Source organism: Testudinibacter sp. P17/SS/0325 (assembly GCF_053570765.1).
Map to the genome: position 1 here is coordinate 589,137 of NZ_CM131635.1, position 21,289 is coordinate 610,425.

A 21,289-nucleotide genomic window follows, 5' to 3' on the forward strand; every position below is an offset into this window, starting at 1 on the left:
TACCTTCTCTCAATCTTAATTAACGCAAAATAAAATAAGCAATAACGGCTAAGACTACCACGCCCCAGCCGATCACTTCAATAGAACGGCGCAATTTCGCCTCGATTTTCGGTCCGCCCCAAGCGGATAATTTGGCAACTAAAATAAAACGCGCCGCGCGCGAAATAAAGGCGGTGACGGCAAACGGCAACAACGCCATATGTAATAAACCGCCGGCAATGGTGAATATTTTATACGGAATCGGCGAAAAACCGGCGACAAACAGCACCAAAATTCCCCATTGATTGAACCATGCGGTAACTTGTTCCAATTTCGCCTGATAACCAAATTGCACAATATACTGCTGCACCATATCAAAGGCATAATAACCGATGGCATAGCCGACCAAGCCGCCCAACATCGAAGCAAGTGCGGTATAAAGCGCATATTTCAAGGCGTTATTCGGATTATTCATAGACATCGGAATCAACATCACATCCGGCGGAATCGGAAAGAAAATCGCCTCAATAAAACTGACAAATGACAGCCAATAAATTGCCAAACGGTGGCGCGACCAGCGCATCATCTGATCATACATTTTTCCAAAAATTTTCACTGTAGCTCTCCTGCTACTAAAGGTACAAACTTTACTTCTTCAATCTTTTCAACATGATATTTATCACCGACACGGGTGATCAGTTGTAAAACCTGAATCTCTTTGCCGAGCGGAACCACCATCCGCCCGCCGTCGCTTAATTGCTGCAACAGCGCCACCGGCATATTTTCCGCCGCCGCCGTCACGATAATCGCCTCGAACGGCGCTTTTGCCGCCCACCCTTGCCAACCGTCGGCATGGCGCAATTGCACATTATGCAGCTCCAGTTTTTTCAAGCGGTGGATCGCCTGCCATTGCAGTTTTTTAATCCGTTCAATGCTGTAAACCTGACGGCAAAGCTTGGCTAAAAGTGCGGTTTGGTAACCGCTGCCGGTACCGATTTCTAAGACCTTATCTTGTGCGTTTAGTTGCAATAATTCGCTCATTTTCGCCACAATATAGGGTTGCGACAGGGTTTGCCCTTCGCCGATCGGAATCGCCATGTTTTCATAACAACGGCGGCTAAACGCTTCCTGTACAAAAAAATCGCGCGGAATGTCATACATCGCCTGTAAAATGGCATGATTTTGAATTCCTTGTGAATGCAGGCGTTCTACCAAGCGGCGTTGTTCCAATTTCGACATGTTTTAATCCGTTGCGCTTCGATCAAGTTTGACCCAATCCTGCAAACGTTGCAGCGACTGGTGGGCGGTCATATCGGTTTGAATCGGGGTCAGCGAGACATAGCCGTTGGCGACGGCATGAAAATCCGTACCTTCGCCGCTGTATTCCGGCAAACCGCTGGCGCCGACCCAATAAATGCTTTCGCCGCGCGGATCAACCTGTTTCACCATTGCGCTCGCCGATTCGCGGTAACCCAGTTTGGTCACTTGTAAGCCTTTCAATTCGGCATAGGGAATATCCGGCACATTGATATTGATAATCTCGCGGCGGTCCAACACCGTGTCATGCAGGGTCGGAATCAGATCGCACACCACTTGCGCCGCGGTTTCGTAATACATCCGCCCGTCAAGAGAAACCGCAATCGACGGCAAGCCCAAATGCCGCCCTTCCAACGCCGCCGCCACCGTGCCGGAATAGATCACGTCATCGCCCAGATTGGCGCCGGCATTAATGCCTGACACCACCAAATCCACCCGTCCGGACAAAAAGCCGTTCAGTGCCAAATGCACGCAATCCGCCGGCGTGCCGTTAATGCAGTAATCGCCGTTCGGCAATTTAAGCGGACGCAACGGTTCGACCAAGGTCAGCGAACTGGACGCGGCGCTGCGGTTGCGATCCGGGGCGACGATGGTGACGGTGGCAAATTTACGCAATGCCGCCGCCATGGTTTGAATCCCTTCGGCGTGAATGCCATCGTCGTTACTGAGTAAAATATGCATAATTTCCCTTATTATTCATCTTCAACCAACAACGCCAATTCGCGCACCAGTGCGGTGGCATAACTGCCGCTGTCGAGGTAAAACTGCAAACGCAAGCCTTCCGCCTCAAATTGCCAAGCGAAATGCTGCGGTTTTGCCACGATTAAACGGCGCGCGTTTTGCAACCGCTCTTTGTGCATTAATTCGACCAAAGCATGATGTTGCTCCGCCACCGCCCGTTCACGCAACAACGCCTGATCTTGGCTGGCAAGTTCCTTTGAACCGATCAGCGGGGCGGTTAGCCCGACATCGTTTTGCGCCAACCGCACTTGAAGTGCGGTCAATTCCTCCGCCTGCGCCACAAACCAACTGTGCGAGCCTTGCAATTGCAACACATCGCCACTGATTACCGTTCGGCTTAACCCATCGGCAATCCGCTGTGAGACAATCAGGTTAAACAGCTCGCTGCGTGCGGCGGAGAGATAGAAACTGCGTTTTTTGCGATCTTTAACCTGAATTTCGCCGTTCGCCCAACGTAACGCTTGGGTCAGGTTGTGTCCGTCGCGCCCGAAACGCTGTTCGGTGAAGTAATTCGGAAAACCATGTTGCGCCAGTTGTTGCAAGCGTTGGTTCAAAACCGCACTTTCATTCAGATCGCGCAGTAAAATCTCAAAATGGTTGCCTTGCAAACTGCCGACCCGAATTTTGCGGTTATGGCGCGTAACCTCAATAATTTCCACGCCTTCAAGCGCAAACCGGCTAAAATCCGGCGTTTCTTGACCGGGCAAATGCAAACAAAACCATTGTTCGGTCACCGCATGGCGATCTTTTAAACCGGCGTAACTCATCTTTTTCGCCGAAATGCCGGCAAATGCCGCCAACTTTTCGCCGACAAACAGGGTATTGGCATTGGTTTTACGGACTTTTATAGCCACGAATTCACCCTCGCCACTCAGTGCATAACCTAATTCTTCGCGCACGATAAAATCGCTGAATTCGGCTTTGAGGCGCGCGCTTTGTTGCGGCTTGCCGTATAAATATTGGAGTTCTGACATTAGTTATCCTTAAAGAGTAAGGCGACCGCTTCACAAGCGATACCTTCGCCGCGTCCGGTGAAGCCCAATTTTTCACTGGTGGTGGCTTTAACATTCACTTGCCCAATCTCACATGCCAAATCCTCGGCAATACAAGCGCGCATTGCGTCGATATGAGGGCGCATTTTCGGCGCTTGCGCAATAATCGTGACATCGACATTGCCCACGCGATAGCCTTTCGACCGCACTTGGCGATAGGCTTCGCGTAGTAAACCGCGACTGTCCGCGCCTTTGTATGCCATATCGGTGTCGGGGAACAGCTTGCCAATATCGCCTAACGCGACTGCGCCCAATAAGGCATCGGTCAGCGCGTGCAGTGCCACATCGCCGTCGGAATGTGCCAACAAGCCTTTTTCGTAGGGAATTGCCACGCCGCCGATGATAATCGGACCTACGCCGCCAAAGGCGTGCACATCAAAGCCGTGTCCTATGCGTATCATTTCAGTTCTCTCCGTTGTAAATTCTCTCCGTTGTAAATAAAATGCCGCCAAGGCGAGATCTTCCGGGCGGGTGATTTTTAAATTATCCGAGCGCCCCGGCACCAAGTGCGGTCTAAACCCGGCGAGCTCCATTGCGGAGGCTTCATCGGTTAAGGTTAAGTTCTGCGCAATCGCCGATTTATAGGCGGCGCACAAACGTTCGGTCGGGAAAAATTGCGGCGTTAAAGCATGCCATAACTGCGAACGATCTTCGGTGGCTTGAATCCGTTGCTGACCGTCGGCGCGTTTAATCGTATCGATTGCCGGATAAGCCAAAATCGCGCCGTTCGGATCGTCAATTTGCAACAGCTTATCCAAATCCTGATGGGTTAAACACGGGCGCGCCGCGTCATGCACCAACACCCAGCTCTCGCCATCATCGCTTTCAACCGCACTTTGCAATGCGGAAAACACCGATTCGGCACGCGTTGCACCGCCAACGACAAACTGAATGCGTGGCGATTGATCTAATGCCAGTTGCGCAATATAGGGATCGTCTTTTGCCACTGCGACAATCACTTTTTCAATCGGTGCATAGCTTAACAGCACATCCAAGGTGTGCTGCAAAATGGTTTTGCCGTTCAGTAGCAAATACTGTTTCGGTTTATCCTGCAACATGCGGCTGCCGCTCCCTGCCGCCGGCACAATCGCAATAATTTTCCGTTGTGTTGTCATTATTGATATTCATCCGCTTTCATCAGGCGATAAAACACCTCATTACTTTTCACCATATCATGCTCCGAGCGCGCCCGCTCTTCCACCGCCGCCACGCCCTCTTTCAAATCTTTGATCTCCGCCATGATCAACTGGTTACGCTGGCTCAGTTGCGTGTTTTCCGCCGTGCGCTGTTCGATTTCCTGCTGCACCGCCTGATTATCGCGATAGCCGTTTTTGCCGAACCAAAAACTGTACTGAAACAGCAACAACAAACCGCCCAGAATGATAATCAATACTCGCATAATTGCCTGTTCTCTTTTTGTGGTGAAATGGGGAATAGTTTAACTTGAAATCGGTTAAAAATGGAATTTTAAACCGCTAAGTCGTAAAAAAATTCTATAAAAACAGCGCCCGTGACACAGCACGGGCAACTGAAGTGATCAGCTGTCACGCAACCGACATAAAATCAAGTGCGTACAAATAATTGACGATGGCTTAATGCCGGTAGCTGGCGGCGAACCTCACGCAAGCGGCTAAAATTGATTTCAGCCATGGCAAACCCTTCGCCCTCGCCGACACCACTGATAATCTCGCCCCAAGGATCAATAATCATGCTGTGACCAAAGGTCGTACGTCCGCTTTGATGGCGCCCGCCTTGGGCGGCGGCAACTACATAACATTGGTTTTCAACCGCTCTTGCACGCAATAATAATTCCCAATGTGCCTTACCGGTGGTATAGGTAAATGCAGCCGGCAACATCAACACATCATACGGCGCTTGGGTGCGGAACAGCTCGGGGAAACGCAGATCGTAGCAAATCCCTTGCCCGACACTGATTTCGCCGATTTGCAATTGCGGCACTTGATACCCGGCTTGGATACTGTCGGCTTCGCAATAGCTTTCGCCTTGACCGCTATAGCTGAACAGATGGATTTTATCGTAACGGGAGAGTAATTCGCCTTGTTCGCCATACACCAACATACTGTTTAATACTTTGTTTTCTTCACTGCTGTGCAGTGAAATCGAACCGGCGAATAACACAATCTGCAATTCTTTTGCCAATTCGGATAATAAGGTCTGTAATCTGCCCTCGCCAAAAGGCTCGGCAATCGCCAATTTATCCTGTTCATGCGCCCCCATTAACGCCCAATATTCCGGTAACAAAACCCATTTTGCCCCGGCATTCGCGGCTTTACGCACGAGCGCCTGCATCGTGTCGATATTATGATTGAGATCGGTGCCGGAAACCATTTGAATGGTCGCGACCTTAAAATTGTCTGCCGTCATATACGCTGCCCTTCTTTACTATATCCATCGGTTTCAGTATCCCTTGATTCCATTCAGAAAACAAGTTTTACATCCTTTTTTAAATTTAATTCATATCTTTACCCAACCACTTAAAACTCCTTATGAATGGCAAACCGTCCGGAAAATAAAATATAACGCGGGTTTGTTATCAATTTTAGTCAATTATTTCCTTCTTGGTACAAAATATAAACATCACATCGAGTGTAAATATTGTTGTAGCCTGAATCCCAACAGGGTAATATTTGCTCGTTTGTAAGCTAATGAAAGGAAATCCTAGTATGAACAAATATTTTGCCGAATTCTTCGGCACATTCTGGTTGGTATTCGGCGGTTGCGGAAGTGCGGTCTTGGCAGCGGCTTATCCTGAATTGGGTATCGGCTTTGCCGGTGTTGCATTGGCATTCGGTTTAACCGTATTAACCATGGCATATGCCGTCGGTCACATCTCCGGCGGTCACTTCAATCCGGCGGTTTCGGTAGGATTAATGGTCGGCGGTCGTTTCAGCGCGAAAGAATTACTGCCATACATCATTTCTCAAGTTGTGGGCGCAATTACGGCGGCGGCGGTATTATATTTTATTGCCAGCGGTAAAGCCGGTTTTGACGCAGCTGCCAGCGGTTTTGCCAGCAATGGTTATGCCGAACATTCGCCAAACCAATACAGCTTAGGCGCGGCATTGGTGATTGAAGTGGTATTAACCGCTTTCTTCCTGATCATCATCATGGGGGCGACCGATGAGCGTGCGCCGAAAGGCTTTGCCCCGATTGCAATCGGTTTGGGCTTAACCCTGATCCACTTAATCAGTATTCCGGTCACCAATACCTCGGTCAACCCGGCGCGGAGTACCGGTGTTGCCTTATTCCAAGGCGGCTGGGCGGTTGAACAGTTATGGTTATTCTGGTTAGCACCAATCGTTGGCGCGATAATCGGCGGTATCATTTACCGTTCATTGTTATCTAACAACAAATAAGCCTCAACTTAACTTACATGAACCGTTTTCCGGCAACGGAAAGCGGTTTCCGAAGCGGCGGCGTTGGGCGATCGCAGCGAAAATTCGGATATATTTACGGCAAACGTCGCTTGCGCGAGAATTGCAATGGGATATGAAACAATTATTGGAGAATTGGGACAAACCTTTCTGGCGGACAGAAACAACGTTTATTTATTGCAGGGCTTTATATAAAAATTACTCGTGTGAGTATTGCTCATTGCTAAACAACGATAGATAGTGTTGATAAGATTATTTATTTAGATAAAATCGGTCTTATTTAAAAAGCCAAATCACTTCCAAACTCTTGTGCAAGTAGAGTTGCCGCTTCCTACCGCCGGCACAATCGCAATAATTTTCCGTTGTGTTGGCATTATTGATATTCATCCGCTTTCATCAGGCGATAAAACACTTCATTACTTTTCACCATATCATGCTCCGAGCGCACACACTCTTCCACCGCCGCCACGCCCTCTTTCAAGTCTTTGATCTCCGCCATGATCAACTGGTTACGCTGGCTCGTTGCGTGTTTTCCGCCGTGCACTGTTCAATCTTTTAACGGCGTTAATGGCTTAACGTGTTTTTTCGATTTATTCATGGCTGGTCGTCCTTTGGGCTTATCAATCAGTCCATTTATGCCAAATTTTTTGAACCGTTGCAACCATTGATAAACAACACTGCCGTTTGATACGCCCAGGTCAGTTCGGTGTGTTGTATATATTCAATGGCTTTCAGTTTATCTTCAAGCCTATATTTTCGTGGTATATCTAGGACGGCTAGCCCATCAAGACCGGAATATTGATATTGTGCAATCCATTGGCGAATACTGCGTTGGGCAACCTGAAAATGTGTTGCGGTTTTGCTGATAGATTGATGATGTTGAAAATAATATTCAACGATTTGTTGTTTCAATACTTGGGTATATTTAGTCATAAAAATCTGCACCTTAGTCAGTTGGTTTTGCAGTCCAACTTTTGGGGTGCAGATCATGGCACGCCAGACGGGGTTTTATGCTTGATAACGCGAGGTTATGCCGTTGCTTTTAATTGCTTATTGCGTTCTTGGACAAAAACATACAGGAAGTACAAGACGGTTGCCGCGGCAAAACAGTAGTAACCAATCCAAACCAAGGTCGGTACGTTATTCGCCATGAAGATATACATACTCAATGACAGTAGCGTAATCACCAATGCAACCGGTTTGACATACGCCCAAGGTTCAATATCCACTTGGTTGGTATAAACTTCTTGATATGGCGTTGCCATCGGTTTGAAATGACCGATCAACAGCATTATCACCACATTGATGACAAACAGTAAGCCGACCAAATGGAAGAAGTGCAAATCGACTTTCAGGATAAAGTTGCACAGAATGTATGCCGCCATGCCGAAAATCAAGCCGAATTTCGCTGCAATCGCCGGTACGCGTTTGGTCAGCAAACCAACGACGACCACACTTAAAATCGGTGCATTGAATACCCCTTGCAGTTGTTGAATCAGATAGAAGAGGCCATCCGGGGCATTGGCAACCAGCGGGGCGACAATCATGGCGGCAATCGCTAGAATAATCCCGACCACTTTACCGACGTTTACCAGCTTGGTGTCACTGGCATCCGGATTAATCTGGACTTTGTACACATTGCGTGAGAATAGTGTCACCGAAGAGTTCAAGGCACTGTTAAAGGTGGACAGCACCGCCCCGACCACCACCGCGGCAAAGAAACCGACCAAGGCATCAGGTAAGACCAAGTGCACCAAATCCGGATAGGCTTGATCAGGAATATCCAACTTCCCTTGGAAAATATGGAAGGCAATAATCCCCGGCAGGATAATCAATAATGGACCTAATAGCTTCAGGAAGGCGCAGAATAACACCCCTTTTTGCCCTTCTTTCAGATTTTTTGCACCTAATGCACGCTGAATAATCGATTGGTTAGTACACCAGAAGAACATATTGGAAACGATTAAACCGGTAAACAGTGTTGAAAACGGCACAACCGAATCGGCAGAACCGATGGAATTAAAATGCTCCGGATTGGCATGATAAATTTCTTTCAGACCGGTCCAAGCATTGCCGTCACCGACATACATCAGCCCCAATACCGTCACCATAATCCCGCCGACCAACAAGCCGACCCCGTTAATGGTGTCAGACACCGCCACCGCTTTCAAACCACCGAAGATTGCGTAGATTGAACCTAAAATGCCTACCCCCCATACAATAAACCATAGGGAAGTGGTTTTATCAACCCCGAATACCGCGGAAACATTGAACAGGCTTTCTAATGCCAATGCGCCGGTATAGAGTACGATTGGTAACAACGAAATGACATAACAGCCTAAAAACAGTAATGAAGTGATGAGTAGCGTGCCTTTATCGAAGCGTTTTTCCAGAAATTCAGGAATGGTGGCAATCCCCAGCTTCAGGTACTTCGGTAAAAAATAAAAGGCGAACATGGCGATGGTAATCGCCGCCATCACTTCCCATGCCATAACAATAAAGCCGGAACGATACGCCAAGCCGTTCAAACCGACCAAGTGTTCGGTGGAAAGGTTGGTCAACATCATTGAACCGGCAATAAAAACGGCGGTCAGTGAACGACCGGCAAGGTAATAGCCTTCCGAATGGCTGAGATCGTCATTTTTTGTGTACCACCAGGCAATGACGGCAACAAGTGCGGTGAATCCGACAAATGATATAAAAGCTAACATACGATTTTCCTCATCTTTGTAATAAGCAATAAGACAAAGCTTAAAATGAAAATTGACATTTCAATTATGAAATATACGTTTCAATTTATGGGTTGGCAATCATCAATCTTCGGTTTTGCTATACAGATCAAATTTTGAGGGATTGCCAATGAAATAATTTACAAAAAGCGTGTTTTTCAGTAACAAAACGGCATTATTTGCCATTATCACTAATTGAAAAATTTATTTCATTTTAATCAAGGGAAAGGGAAAATGTGAAATCGGCTATACCGCACTTGCCATAATGCCTATAATACCCCAATTCCCCTCAAGGAGTTTTGTCATAAAAATCTGCGCCTTAGTTAGTTGGTTTTTGAGTCCGACTTTTGGGGTGCAGATCAATTTTTTTGGCGTAAATCGCGTTTGGCTTGACTGCAAAAATTCTCAATTCCATAGTATGGTTGCGTTTCTCCACAAATCTTTCACTGTGATTTATCCGATAATGTTTAAATTCCGAAGAATCCGGCACATCATAATTTTTGAGCATATCTGTATAAACAAGGATGTCTGGTTTCAATCGGGGTATCACAACAACATAAACCTTGCCATTTCGCGCTAAAAATCCGAATACCGGCACTTTTCCTGCTGCACCTCGACCACGTCCGTCTTTCCGTTTTCCACCAAAATAACGTTCATCAATTTCACCCTCTGATAATCCGGCTTCCGCATCATAACGATAAATGATTTCACGTAAGCGATGAAAGTAAAATTCCGCAGTGTTTTTATTTGCACCGACCAACGGCTCTGTTTATATCAACTTAATCGACTTTTTCTCATAAGTGCTATCCTAGAACATTTTAGTTATCCAAGACAGCCAAGCAGATATTAAAAATTCGTATTCCACGTGAATAATCACGCAATCTACGCTACAGTTAACAACAGCTCATCAAACTAGGAGTAAATCATGCCTTATGTAAATATCAAAGTGACCGGCGGGCGTGAAGCGCCAACCGCTGAACAAAAAGCCGAGTTAATTCAAGGGGTCACCGAGCTGTTGGCGCGGGTGCTCAATAAAAATCCGGAAACCACGGTGGTGGTGATCGACGAGGTCGGGATGGATAATTGGGGGATCGGCGGGAAAAGTGTAACGGAGCGCCGCAAAAATCAATAGGACAAGTAAATGAATACAATCAGCAAACAACAAGTATTAGATACGTTTCATTTTCGTGCGGCGACACGGCATTATGATCCGCTGAAAAAAGTCAGCCGTGAAGATTTTGACTATATTTTGGAATGTGGGCGATTGTCGCCGAGTTCGGTCGGTTCCGAGCCGTGGCAGTTTTTGGTGGTACAGAATTCTGAATTACGCCAGAAACTGAAAATGGTCAGTTGGGGGATGGCAACGCAAGTGGATGACGCCAGTTATTTGGTGGTGCTGTTAGCCAAGAAAAATGCCCGTTATGATTCCGATTTCTTCCGTCAAGGTTTGGAAAAACGTGGTCTTAACGAGGCACAAATGACGAAAACCTTGGCGATGTATCGGCAGTTTCAAACCCATGATATGAATTTACTGGAAAGCGAACGCACGCTGTTTGATTGGTGCAGCAAGCAAACCTATATCGCCTTGGCAAATATGATGACCGGCGCAGCGTTGATCGGTATCGACAGTTGCCCGATCGAGGGTTTTGATTATGCCGAGGTCAATCGTGTTCTTGCCGAAAGCGGCGCCTTTGAGCCGCAGGAATGGGGCGTATCGGTGATGGTAACCTTCGGTTATCGTGCCAAAGAGATTAAATCCAAATACCGTAAACCAATTTCAGAAGTGGTGAAGTGGGTTGAATAAATCGGTTTGCTCAATATAGCGCATATTACAGTCGGCAAAGCCCCTCATCCGTGCTTAACCGTGTACGCTGAAAAGCGTACACGGAAATCGCATGGTATATAACCTATCTTTTACTTTCTCACCGCAATCGCTTCAATTTCCACAGCGACATCTTTCGGTAGGCGCGCGACTTCGACGCAAGAGCGCGCCGGGAAAGTCGGGTGGTTGTTTTCTTTAAAAAAGGCCTCGTATTCTGCGTTTAAGCTCGCAAAATCATTCAGATCTTTCACGAATACCGTGGTTTTGACAATGTCTTTCACCTGCAAACCGGCTTGTTCGATAATCACTTTCACATTTTCCAACGATTGGCGCGCTTGCGCTTGAATGCTTTGCGCCACTTCGCCGTTGCTCGGATTAACCGGAATTTGCCCGGAAGTCAGCACCAGATTGCCCAGATCCACAGCTTGTACGTAAGGCCCGATCGCGGCAGGGGCTTTTTCGGTATGGATAATTTTTGTCATAATGTCCTCATCATAGTCAAAGTGCGGTCAGGCAGCACGCCTGACCGATAAAATAGTAATCGGCTAATTTTAATTGCCTAAGGTGGCAACCATCACCGCTTTAATCGTATGCATTCGGTTTTCCGCTTCGTCAAATACGATTGAAGCGTCGGATTCAAACACCTCGTCAGTGACTTCCAACCCGTTCATACCATATTTTGCCAACATCTCTTTGCCGACCGTGGTTTGATCGTCGTGGAATGCCGGTAAACAATGCATGAATTTCACCTGCGGATTGCCGGTCAGCGCCAATAACCGACGATTAACCTGATACGGTTTCATCAGTTCAAGCCGCCGTTGCCATGCTTCCGCCGGTTCGCCCATTGACACCCAGACATCGGTATAAAGGAAATCCACCGCTTTTACGCCGTCGCCGACGTGTTCGGTGCAGGTGATTTTCGCACCGGTTTCAGCGGCGATCTCCGCCACTTCATCTAACAACCCTTGTTCAGGCCAAAACTGCTTTGGCGCCACCAAACGCAGATCCAAGCCCATTAATGCCGCGCCCTCAACAAAGGAGTTGCCCATATTGTTACGTGCGTCGCCCAAATACGCCAGTTTCATCTGGTTTAAGCGTTTGCCGTTGCCGTGTTCCAGCATAGTGAGGAAATCGGCAAGGATTTGGGTCGGGTGAAATTCATCGGTCAACCCGTTCCACACCGGCACGCCGGAATAATCAGCGAGGGTTTCGACCAATTCTTGTCCGTAACCGCGATACTGAATGCCGTCATACATTCTGCCCAACACGCGTGCGGTATCTTTCATCGACTCTTTATGCCCGATTTGCGAACCGCTCGGACCAATATAGGAGACGTTTGCCCCCTGATCGAACGCCGCCACCTCAAATGCGCAGCGGGTGCGGGTTGAGGTTTTCTCAAAAATCAGCGCAATATTTTTACCTTTTAGCCGAGGTTGCTCCGTGCCGCTGTATTTGGCTTTTTTCAAATCGGCAGATAAATCCAGTAGAAATTGAATTTCGCGCGGGGTGAAATCCATTAAGCGGAGAAAATGACGGTTACGTAAATTAAACGGCATAGTTGACCTCTGATATTGTCGCTATAAAGAAGTGGATTTTTTGATTCTACCTTAATTAACGCGAAAGTGCAGTCCTGCGCGGAGAAAAAAGTAAAGCCCGCTCAGTTTTGACAAGATTAGCCATAAAATGTGATCCAGATCAAATTTTTGATTCAATGATAATAATTCTCTTTTGAATTAGGATTCGATTTCCCCTATACTGACACCGAATTTAGATCTGATAACAGCAATGGAGTAGTAATAATGAAAAAAAGTCATGTAGCGATTGCGTTGGGATTTTCTGCGGTGATGGCAACTTCGGCAATCGCGTCCGAGGTGAATGTCTATTCTTATCGCCAACCGTACTTAATCGAGCCGATTTTACAAAATTTTGAAAAAGATACCGGTATTAAAGTCAATCTGATTTTTGATAACAAAGGTTTGGTTGAGCGTCTGAAACGCGAAGGCGAACTCAGCCCGGCGGATGTGGTGCTGACGGTGGATATTAAACGGGTGATGGACGTGGTGAATGCCGGTTTGGCACAGCCGGTTCACAGCCATGTATTGGAAGAAAATATCCCGGCACAATATCGTGACTCTAAAGACCAGTGGTTCGCACTGACCACCCGCGCACGCGTGATCTATAGCTCGAAAGATCGCGTCGGCAAACTGCCGCCGAGTTTCACTTATTACGATCTTGCCAAGCCGGAATACAAAGGCAAAGTGTGTGTGCGTTCGGGCAAAAACTCGTATAATGTCTCGCTTGTCGCTTCGATGATTGCCCACGACGGCGAAGCCAAAGCGAAACAATGGTTAGAGGGCTTGAAAGCCAACTTGGCGCAAAAACCGCAAGGCGGCGACCGCGATCAAGTGAAAGCGATCAAAGAAGGCGTGTGTGATTATGCTATCGGCAACAGCTACTACTACGGTAAAATGTTAGACGATGAAAAACAACGCAGCTGGGCGGAATCGGCCTATTTGAATTTCCCTAACCAAGACAGCTACGGCACACATGTGAATATCAGCGGCGTGGTAGTGGCAAAATATTCACCGAACAAAGCCAATGCCATTAAATTGGTGGAATACCTGAGCGGCAACAGCGCGCAAAAAACTTATGCCGAACTGAACCACGAATATCCGGTAAAACCGGGCGTGCCGTATTCTGCGCAAGTCCAATCTTGGGGCAAGTTTAAAGCAGACACCATCGCGCTGGAAACCATCGCGGACAACTATGACAAAGCGTTAAAATTAGTAGATGAAGTGAAGTTTGATTTGTAATATGTTACTCCCTGTACACAAGCCTGCAGGGTTAAGGATAAATCAGCCCCGCCGGGGCTGAAATTCCATTTTATTCTTTGAGCGGTTTTACCGCTCTTTGCTGTTTTTTAAGCCCTGCTGTTTTATGAAATAAAAATGAAAAATATTTGGCGTGTTTGTTGGTTTTTAAGTGCGGTTTTATTGATCGCCTTTTTTCTGTTGCCGATTGCGGCGATTTTCTATCAGGCGGTTGCTGCCAATGACAGCGACAGCGTGTCGCATTTGTGGAACACGGTGCTGTTTGATTATCTGAAAAACTCGATTTTATTGATTGTCGGCACTGTGCTGTGCAGTCTGTTGTTTGCCCTGCCGTGCAGTTGGGTTGTCTCCACCTTTCGTTTTCGCGGTCAAGCCACCTTGCAATGGGTGCTGTGCTTGCCGCTTGCCATGCCGCCGTATTTGGTCGGCTATCTGTATACCGATTTGCTTGATTACGCCGGACCGGTACAGGGCTTTTTGCGCCATCTGTTCGGTTGGGAAAATGCGTTGGATTACTGGTTTCCGTCGATCCGCACTTTGGGCGGTGCGTGCGTAGTGTTGGCGTTGGTGCTGTATCCGTATATTTTTCTGATGACCCGGATTGCGTTAATGGAGCAATCGGAAAATCTCAATCATGGTGCGAAGATTTTAGGCATTAACGGCTGGCAGTTAATCAAAAAAGTGACTTTTCCACTGGCACGTCCGGCGATTGCCACCGGTACGGCGTTGGTGGCAATGGAAACGCTAGGTGATTTCGGTACGGTTTCCTATTTTGCCGTGCCGACCCTGACCACCGCCGTATACGATACTTGGCTCGGGTTGAATGATCTGGGCACGGCAGCACGAATTTCGCTGTTAATGCTGTTGTTGATTTTCTTATTATTAAGCGTTGAACGGCACGGGCGGCGTAAGCAGAAACTCTATCAACGCGGCTATGAACGGCAACAGCCAATGCGTCGGCTGTGCGGTTGGCGGCTGTGGCTGGCGCAGAGTTATTGTTGGGGTTTGGTCACTTTCGCCTTTTTTATTCCGCTTGCCAAACTGCTCTATTGGTCGTATCACTATTTTGAACAGTCGTGGAACGATAAGTTTTGGCTGTATGCCTACAACAGTTTGCGTGTCTCGGTGATTGCCGCCTTGATCAGCGTGTTGTTGGCATTGATCTTGTTATTTTTCCGTCGCTTGCAACAACAGCCAAAAGGGGCGGGATACTATTTGGCTCGTTACGGTTTGCCGTTTTCCTCGCTCGGTTATGCCGTGCCGGGCACTGTGTTGGCAATCGGTTTAATGATTCCGTTAATCGGGGCGGATCATCTGTTAAATAACTTATTGAAAAGCTTAGAATTGCCGTTGATCGGGCTGTTTTTCAGCGGCTCGATGTTCGCATTGGTTATTGCCTATATTATCCGCTTTTCGGCGATGAGTATCGGCAGTATCGGCACATCGCTGGATAAAATTGCGCCGTCGCTGGATATGGCGGCGCGTACGTTGGGTTACAACAGTCAGAAAATGTTATGTCGGGTGCATTTTCCGTTATTGGGCAAAGGTATGCTGACCGCACTTTTACTGGTGTTTTTGGAAAGCATGAAAGAATTGAACGCTTCGTTGCTGTTACGCCCGTTTAATTTTGATACACTAGCAACCCACGTTTTCACCCTGACATCCGACGAACAATTGGAACAAGCTTCACTGTCGGCGGTGTTTTTAGTGTTGGTCGGTTTGCTGCCGGTGATTTTCCTCACCCGCTCGCTGTTGTCCTCCACGCAAAAAGCCTCCTCCACTTTAGCTGAGAAATCCTGATGAAAGCATTAAAAATTACCGAGTTAAGCGTACAGTACGATGCGCACAACCATGAACAAGCGGTGCTGCACAAGCTGGCATTAGATTTGCACGATGATGATATTCTCTGCCTGCTCGGCGCCAGCGGTTGCGGCAAAACCACGCTATTGAAAGCGATTGCCGGATTAGTGCCGCTGGCGCAAGGCAAAATTGAACTCAATCAACGCGATTTGGCGAAGATTCCGGTGGAACAGCGCAATATCGGCATGATTTTTCAGGATTATGCACTGTTTCCGCATCTGACGGTGGCGGAAAATATTGCTTTCGGGCTCGGCAAACTTAAGCGTGGCGAACAACAAGCGATTGTGGCAGAAATGGCAGAGTTGGTGAAATTGTCGCCGTTCTTAAAACGTTATCCGCACGAACTATCCGGCGGACAACAGCAGCGGGTGGCGATTGCGCGTTCGTTGGCGTGTAAACCGGATTTATTGTTGTTGGATGAACCGTTTTCCAATATCGACAGCCAAGTGCGCTATCAACTGATTGACGAAATCAAAAGTATTTTGAAAAGCCAAAAAGTGCCGGCGATTTTTGTTACCCACAGCAAAGAAGAGGCGTTCGTGTTTGCCGATAAACTTGCCTTAATGGAACAGGGCAAAATCGTGCAGTTCGGTGAGCCGGCACAACTTTATCAGCAACCGTGCAGTCGTTTTGTCGCCGATTTTTTGGGACACAGTAATTACCTTGCCTGCGATTTGCTTAACTCGCATACCGCACTTTCGGTATTGGGTGAGTTGCATGGCGAACAGCCGCTGACCCTGGCAAACGGCACGGCGATTGATCCGAACCGACCGCTCTGTTGTCTGGTGCGCCCACAGGAATTACGCCTGAACCCTATTACCGACGGTGAGGGCGTGCCTGCAAGCATTGTTGCCAGCCATTTTCTCGGGCATACTTTCGAATATCAACTGCAACTGGAAAACCAGCGGTTATCCGCCTATTCAACCCGGCATTTTGCCGTCGGTGACAAAGTCACCTTACAGCTGCGGCTCAACCGGATGAATTTATATTATCTTCAATAAAATCAAAGCATAACAGGTGGCTTTACGTATTACCCAGACATAAGGAACAATATCGCTATTCGTATAATATCCCTGACAATTAATTAGTTTACTAAAAAAATTTAGCCGATCTTTACCTTATAGATGTTAAGTGTTAGGCTTGGCACATTATTTTATAAATGTGACCTCAGTCACAAATTACTAATTGATTGTTGTGAGATTGTTTTTTTGAGTAGTTATCTTAAATCTGCTAAACAGTTAGTAGCGGCGCTAGATGAAACCCGCTATCAAAGGGCTCTGACCGGCACATCCGATGAATTTCGCCACGTCTTTCAATTATTGCCCTTGCTATTAAATGTCAATGATCCTCTGCTCCCGGGTTTCGTCAGCGATTCTCCGGCGGGCATTGCTGATTTTCAAATCAGCCCTTACCAACGACGGTATCTGCAACAGGTTCTGCCGGAAACGCAATATACCGCCCTGCAACAACAGCAACAGTGCAACCCTGAGGCGGCATTGCTCGGCGTGTATGCCATGGGCAGCACCGGCTCGATTACCCAAAACAGCCTATCGGATCTCGATATTTGGATTTGCCACCAAACCGATTTAAGCGCCGGCCAACGGAATAAATTATTACAAAAAACCCTGCAGATCCAAAAATGGATCCAAGGATTGAATGTCGAAGCCAATTTCTATCTGTTGGATGAAAACCATTTCCGCAACATCACCTATTCCGAAGCCCTCACCACCGATCATTGCGGCAGCAGCCAATATATGCTGTTGTTGGATGAATTCTACCGTTCCGCGATCCGCTTGGCGGGCAAACCGTTGTTATGGTTGCATTTGCCGATCAATAATGAGGAGCATTACGACACCGTGGTGAATAAATGGGTCGAAGAAGGCAAAATCCGACGTGACGAATGGGTCGACTTCGGCAGTTTGGGGGCGCTAACCGCCAATGAATATTTCGGCGCAACCTTGTGGCACCTGTTTAAAGCGATTGATTCGCCGTATAAATCGGTGATAAAGGTGCTGTTTTTAGAAACCTTAATGGCGGACTATCCGCACAGCAATCTGATTTCCAAACAATTTAAACAGCAATTGCTCGCCGGCAGTCAAGTGGATCACGATTTCGATCCGTATTTGGCAATGTTGCAGCAAGTAACCGAACATTTGCTGAAAATTAACGATTTCCGCCGTTTGGATCTGGTGCGCCGCTGCTTTTATATCAAAGCCAACCGCGATCAGAGCAATCAGCCTCAATTTGCGCCGCGCCGGCAACAATTGCAACGCTTAATCGCCGATTGGAACTGGTCGGCACAATCGATCGCTCATTTAAACAACCATGCCGATTGGAAAATCAAGCAAGTCAAAAGCTTCTATTCCAATCTGGTCGAGCTGCTAATGCAAGGTTATCGCAACCTGATCACCTTTGCCCGCAAACAGAAAATATCCGCCGATTTAATGCCGGAAGACATCAGTATTTTAACTCGCAAATTATATACCGCGTTTGAAGTGCTGCCGGAAAAAGTCACGCTGTTTAACCGTGAAATTGTGGATAACATCACCGAAAGCGAATTGATGTTGGTTGAAGTGCGCAACTCAAGTGCGGTCAAAGACGGCTGGCATTTGATCAATTGCAATTTGCAACAGATTTCCAGCTCGACGGATCGCTATGTCGAGTATGCCCCGAACATCGGCAAATTAGTCGCTTGGGCATATTTTAACGGTTTGTTGGGCGCCAAAACCCGGCTGGCGGTGCGCAGCCAAACCATCGAATTGAGTAAAATCCAGCAGTTTGCCACCGATTTGCGTTTGTCGTTTCCACAACAAGTCGCGCCGGCGAGTAACGACGATCTCAGCCATCCGTGCGAACTGCGCAATCTGTTCGTCGCCGTCAACCTCAGTCATGATCCGACCGAAACCATTCGCGGCAATCAACGGCGTGAAGTACTGTCGAATGACCTGTTCAATTTCGGACCCAAACAACAAAGTCTGGTCGGCAGCATTGATCTGATCTACCGCAACCGCTGGAACGAAATCCGTACGTTGCACTTTGCAGGCGAACACGCCATTTTAAATTGTTTAAAAGTATTGGCACATAAAATCCATCGTGGCGCACACCCGCTGGAATCAGTGCAAGTTTATTGTTACAGCAAGCGCTATCGCAGTGAAATGCTGGCGGTGACTGAAAAATTAATCAAAAAATGTATCAATACCCAAGTCAGTGCGATTTTAAATAAACGTTCGATCAACCGCTTACAAGTTGCCGGCAGAATTTGGAATTTTTCCTATGAAAGCCGCGGGCTGAAAATTGAAGAAGGCGGAATTATCCGCTGTACCGCCAATACTCAGCTGAAGCAAACGACAGCGCCGCCGAAAAGCGATCAATACGACAATGGCGCAACCAAACACCCTAAATATCACTTCCCCGCCGCTATCGGCGAATTTGCCAGCGAAGGTTTTTTGCAATTTTTCTTTGAAGACAACGAAGACAACAGCTTCAACGTGTATATTTTGGATGAGGACAATAATCCGGAGGTTTACTATCGCTGCAAAGACGAAAAATTCAATAAAATTAAAGAGATTAATAAAATTTATACCATGAGCCGTTTCGATAGCGAAAACCGCTACGAGGGCTATAGCTTCAATTACCCGCAATTCTACCAAGTGATCCGCCATCAGGGCGAAGACAAAGTTGTGCCGTTTCACAGCCAACAACATTTGCAATATTATGATCAAGGTAAAGTTAATGCGGTGAAAAAAGCGGTATAATAAAAACCTTGATTGGTATTATCTACGTAAATGTGGGGAAATTATGTCGCAATCCTATCGTATCCTAATCATTGACGATCACCCGTTAATGCGCCGTGGCATTCGCCAATTGCTCGAATTGGAACCGGAATTCGGCTCGATTAGCGAAGCCAGCAATGGCATGGAGGGAATCCGCTTGGCGCGGCAAACCGAACCGGATCTGATTATTCTTGATCTGAACATGAAAGGATTAAGCGGGCTGGAAACCCTGCAACAGCTCAGACAATACGGCGTGACGGCACGCATTGCGGTGTTGACCGTCTCCGACGCCAAAGCCGACATTTTCGCCTTGGTCGATGCCGGGGCCGACGGCTATTTGTTAAAAGACAGCGAACCGGATCTGCTATTAAAACAGTTACAGCAACTTGCCCGCGGCGAAGTAGTGTATAGCCCGGAAGTACAATATCAACTGCAACAACGCCAAGTGTCGCCGGAACCGCTGTTATCCTTAACCGAACGTGAAAGTGCGGTTTTAGAACTGGTCGCCAAAGGTATGTCAAACAAACAGATCGCCGAAACCCTGTTTATTTCCGAAGAAACGGTGAAAGTGCATATCCGCAATATGCTGCGCAAACTCAACGTCAACTCGCGGGTCGCGGCAACGGTGTTATACCTGCAATATAAAGGGGTTTAGCCCCGACAGCCCGACAGACTGGCAGCCGCTTCGGTTCAATACGGGAAACAGCGGCTGTTTTACCCCCTTTTTATCTTTGATATAACAAAAAAATCCTTATTCCTGCCGGCGAAAATGGTATTCTTAGTCTTTACCGTAGCAAACTGCCGAACGTCTAAAAGGAGAAACCAACCATGCCAACGACCTTAACCAACTACGGCGCAACCATTTCCGCATTCGGTACAGCCGATGTTTTGACTCTGCAACCGCACTTGCCGTTGCCGGAGATTGCCGATGAGCAAATCCTGTTTGAAACCCATTTTGCCGCGATCAACCCGGTGGATTATAAAACCCGAATGGGCTTAGGTTGGGGGGCGGAAAAATTTAAAAGCCAATTTCCGGCAATATTGGGGTTTGACGCCGCGGGTATCGTCGCCAAAGCGGGGGCGAACAGCGGCTTCCAAGTGGGCGAACGCGTGGCGGTGCTGACTTTCGACGGCGGCGCTTACAGCCGTTATTTTGCGGTCAATGCTGATTTAGTCGCGCGCGTGCCGGACGGCGTTGCGTTGCAACAAGCCGCCGCCTTGCCGACCGCAGGCGTGACCGCACTTCAATTAGTAAAACAGGCGAATTTGCAAGCCGGACAAACAGTGCTGATTTCCGCGCCTGCCGGCGGCGTCGGGCATTTAGTGCTGCAGTTGTTAAAGCAACTGCCGGTTGACATCGTGGCAATTTGTTCGGCGGCGAAACAGGCTTATGTCGAGAAGCTGGGCGTGACCCGCTGCTTAGATTACACCGCACTTGAAGTCTATCCCGAAGTCAATGCCGATATTTTCTTGGATCTGGTCGGCGGCGAAGCCGGTATCAAAGCGCTAAGTGCGGTCAAACAAGGCGGACGGGTGATCTGCGTGCCGACCATTCATGTGCCGTTATTGCAGCAAGCGGGGGAAAGCCGCCACCTACAGGTGGAAAAAATCATGGCGCAACCGAATGCCGCCGCCCTGACGGAATTGCTGGCGAAATTAGCGCAGGGAGCGCTTAATATTGAAATCGCCGCCACCTATCCGCTCGCCGAGATTCGACAAGCGCACCGACAACTGGAACAAGGGCGCACCCTCGGCAAAATCATTTTGGATTTGGGCGTGGCATTATGAGC

Annotated in this window: 21 protein-coding genes and 3 pseudogenes; 9 read left to right on the forward strand and 15 right to left on the reverse strand. The window is 47.7% G+C overall.

Features of this window, described 5'->3' with window-relative positions:
• Positions 1-19: 19 nt before the first annotated feature.
• The 8 genes and pseudogenes from ACWA50_RS02925 to ACWA50_RS02960 form a co-directional block, all read right to left on the reverse strand.
• On the reverse strand, positions 20-595 hold the full coding sequence (locus ACWA50_RS02925) for a YqaA family protein (protein WP_431053836.1): 576 nt from the start codon (positions 593-595) through the stop codon (positions 20-22).
• Entirely contained in the window at positions 592-1,218 is a 627-nt protein-coding gene (locus ACWA50_RS02930) for a protein-L-isoaspartate(D-aspartate) O-methyltransferase (protein ID WP_431053837.1), read from the reverse strand. The genes ACWA50_RS02925 and ACWA50_RS02930 overlap by 4 nt, the downstream gene beginning before the upstream one ends.
• Positions 1,219-1,221: 3 nt before the next feature.
• A complete protein-coding gene (gene surE, locus ACWA50_RS02935; RefSeq protein WP_431053838.1) occupies positions 1,222-1,977 on the reverse strand; it encodes a 5'/3'-nucleotidase SurE in 756 nt (251 codons plus the stop codon).
• 11 nt (positions 1,978-1,988) lie between these two features.
• On the reverse strand, positions 1,989-3,011 hold the full coding sequence (gene truD / locus ACWA50_RS02940; protein WP_431053839.1) for a tRNA pseudouridine(13) synthase TruD: 1,023 nt from the start codon (positions 3,009-3,011) through the stop codon (positions 1,989-1,991).
• Entirely contained in the window at positions 3,011-3,490 is a 480-nt protein-coding gene (ispF, locus tag ACWA50_RS02945) for a 2-C-methyl-D-erythritol 2,4-cyclodiphosphate synthase (RefSeq protein ID WP_431054276.1), read from the reverse strand. Before ispF ends, truD begins: the two co-directional genes overlap by 1 nt.
• A gap of 21 nt (positions 3,491-3,511) precedes the next feature.
• Positions 3,512-4,204, reverse strand: a pseudogene (ispD, locus tag ACWA50_RS02950) (2-C-methyl-D-erythritol 4-phosphate cytidylyltransferase); the annotation flags it as partial.
• Positions 4,204-4,488, reverse strand: coding sequence for a cell division protein FtsB (gene ftsB / locus ACWA50_RS02955; protein ID WP_449343113.1), 285 nt, complete (start codon positions 4,486-4,488; stop codon positions 4,204-4,206). The pseudogene ispD and the gene ftsB, both read right to left, overlap by 1 nt.
• Positions 4,489-4,652: 164 nt before the next feature.
• On the reverse strand, positions 4,653-5,474 hold the full coding sequence (locus ACWA50_RS02960; RefSeq protein WP_431053841.1) for a carbon-nitrogen hydrolase family protein: 822 nt from the start codon (positions 5,472-5,474) through the stop codon (positions 4,653-4,655).
• 299 nt (positions 5,475-5,773) lie between these two features.
• On the opposite strand from ACWA50_RS02960, the gene aqpZ reads away from it, so the two are divergent.
• Complete coding sequence (gene aqpZ / locus ACWA50_RS02965; RefSeq protein WP_431053842.1) at positions 5,774-6,466, forward strand: aquaporin Z; 693 nt, start codon at positions 5,774-5,776, stop codon at positions 6,464-6,466.
• Between the two features lie 391 nt (positions 6,467-6,857).
• Here the strand turns inward: aqpZ and ACWA50_RS02970 are convergent.
• The 5 genes and pseudogenes from ACWA50_RS02970 to ACWA50_RS02990 all read right to left on the reverse strand — a co-directional run.
• Positions 6,858-7,004: pseudogene (locus ACWA50_RS02970) on the reverse strand (septum formation initiator family protein); the annotation flags it as partial.
• Positions 7,005-7,031: 27 nt separating this feature from the next.
• Entirely contained in the window at positions 7,032-7,145 is a 114-nt protein-coding gene (locus ACWA50_RS02975; RefSeq protein ID WP_431053843.1) for a hypothetical protein, read from the reverse strand.
• Positions 7,118-7,417, reverse strand: coding sequence for a helix-turn-helix domain-containing protein (locus ACWA50_RS02980; protein WP_431053844.1), 300 nt, complete (start codon positions 7,415-7,417; stop codon positions 7,118-7,120). The genes ACWA50_RS02975 and ACWA50_RS02980 overlap by 28 nt, the downstream gene beginning before the upstream one ends.
• A 95-nt stretch (positions 7,418-7,512) precedes the next feature.
• Entirely contained in the window at positions 7,513-9,195 is a 1,683-nt protein-coding gene (locus tag ACWA50_RS02985) for a solute:sodium symporter family transporter (RefSeq protein ID WP_431053845.1), read from the reverse strand.
• Between the two features lie 380 nt (positions 9,196-9,575).
• Positions 9,576-9,973: pseudogene (locus ACWA50_RS02990) on the reverse strand (transposase); the annotation flags it as partial.
• Positions 9,974-10,138: 165 nt separating this feature from the next.
• Here ACWA50_RS02990 and ACWA50_RS02995 point away from each other — a divergent pair.
• Together ACWA50_RS02995 and ACWA50_RS03000 are read left to right on the forward strand one after the other, a co-directional pair.
• Positions 10,139-10,345, forward strand: coding sequence for a tautomerase family protein (locus ACWA50_RS02995; RefSeq protein ID WP_431053846.1), 207 nt, complete (start codon positions 10,139-10,141; stop codon positions 10,343-10,345).
• Between the two features lie 9 nt (positions 10,346-10,354).
• The gene (locus ACWA50_RS03000; RefSeq protein ID WP_431053847.1) at positions 10,355-11,017 is read left to right on the forward strand and encodes an NAD(P)H-dependent oxidoreductase; all 663 of its coding nucleotides are present in this window, start codon (positions 10,355-10,357) and stop codon (positions 11,015-11,017) included.
• Positions 11,018-11,127: 110 nt separating this feature from the next.
• Here ACWA50_RS03000 and ACWA50_RS03005 read toward each other — a convergent pair whose 3' ends face one another.
• Positions 11,128-11,517: a RidA family protein gene (locus ACWA50_RS03005; RefSeq protein ID WP_431053848.1), complete on the reverse strand. Its 390-nt coding sequence runs from the start codon at positions 11,515-11,517 to the stop codon at positions 11,128-11,130.
• Between the two features lie 69 nt (positions 11,518-11,586).
• Positions 11,587-12,591 (reverse strand): ornithine carbamoyltransferase, encoded by a 1,005-nt coding sequence (argF, locus tag ACWA50_RS03010; protein WP_431053849.1) that lies wholly within the window; start codon positions 12,589-12,591, stop codon positions 11,587-11,589.
• A 243-nt stretch (positions 12,592-12,834) separates the two neighbouring features.
• Here argF and ACWA50_RS03015 point away from each other — a divergent pair, with 243 nt between their 5' ends.
• The 6 genes from ACWA50_RS03015 (at position 12,835) to ACWA50_RS03040 (ending at position 21,287) form a co-directional block, all read left to right on the forward strand.
• Positions 12,835-13,848 carry a Fe(3+) ABC transporter substrate-binding protein gene (locus ACWA50_RS03015; RefSeq protein ID WP_431053850.1) on the forward strand — a complete coding sequence of 338 codons (1,014 nt, stop codon included), beginning with the start codon at positions 12,835-12,837 and terminating at the stop codon, positions 13,846-13,848.
• A gap of 135 nt (positions 13,849-13,983) precedes the next feature.
• Entirely contained in the window at positions 13,984-15,666 is a 1,683-nt protein-coding gene (locus ACWA50_RS03020; RefSeq protein ID WP_431053851.1) for an ABC transporter permease, read from the forward strand.
• On the forward strand, positions 15,666-16,727 hold the full coding sequence (locus ACWA50_RS03025) for an ABC transporter ATP-binding protein (RefSeq protein WP_431053852.1): 1,062 nt from the start codon (positions 15,666-15,668) through the stop codon (positions 16,725-16,727). Before ACWA50_RS03020 ends, ACWA50_RS03025 begins: the two co-directional genes overlap by 1 nt.
• A 207-nt stretch (positions 16,728-16,934) precedes the next feature.
• Positions 16,935-19,481 (forward strand): class I adenylate cyclase, encoded by a 2,547-nt coding sequence (locus tag ACWA50_RS03030; protein WP_431053853.1) that lies wholly within the window; start codon positions 16,935-16,937, stop codon positions 19,479-19,481.
• A gap of 43 nt (positions 19,482-19,524) precedes the next feature.
• The gene (locus ACWA50_RS03035; RefSeq protein ID WP_431053854.1) at positions 19,525-20,154 is read left to right on the forward strand and encodes a response regulator; all 630 of its coding nucleotides are present in this window, start codon (positions 19,525-19,527) and stop codon (positions 20,152-20,154) included.
• Positions 20,155-20,327: 173 nt separating this feature from the next.
• Complete coding sequence (locus tag ACWA50_RS03040) at positions 20,328-21,287, forward strand: NADP-dependent oxidoreductase (RefSeq protein WP_431053855.1); 960 nt, start codon at positions 20,328-20,330, stop codon at positions 21,285-21,287.
• Positions 21,288-21,289 lie beyond the last annotated feature (2 nt).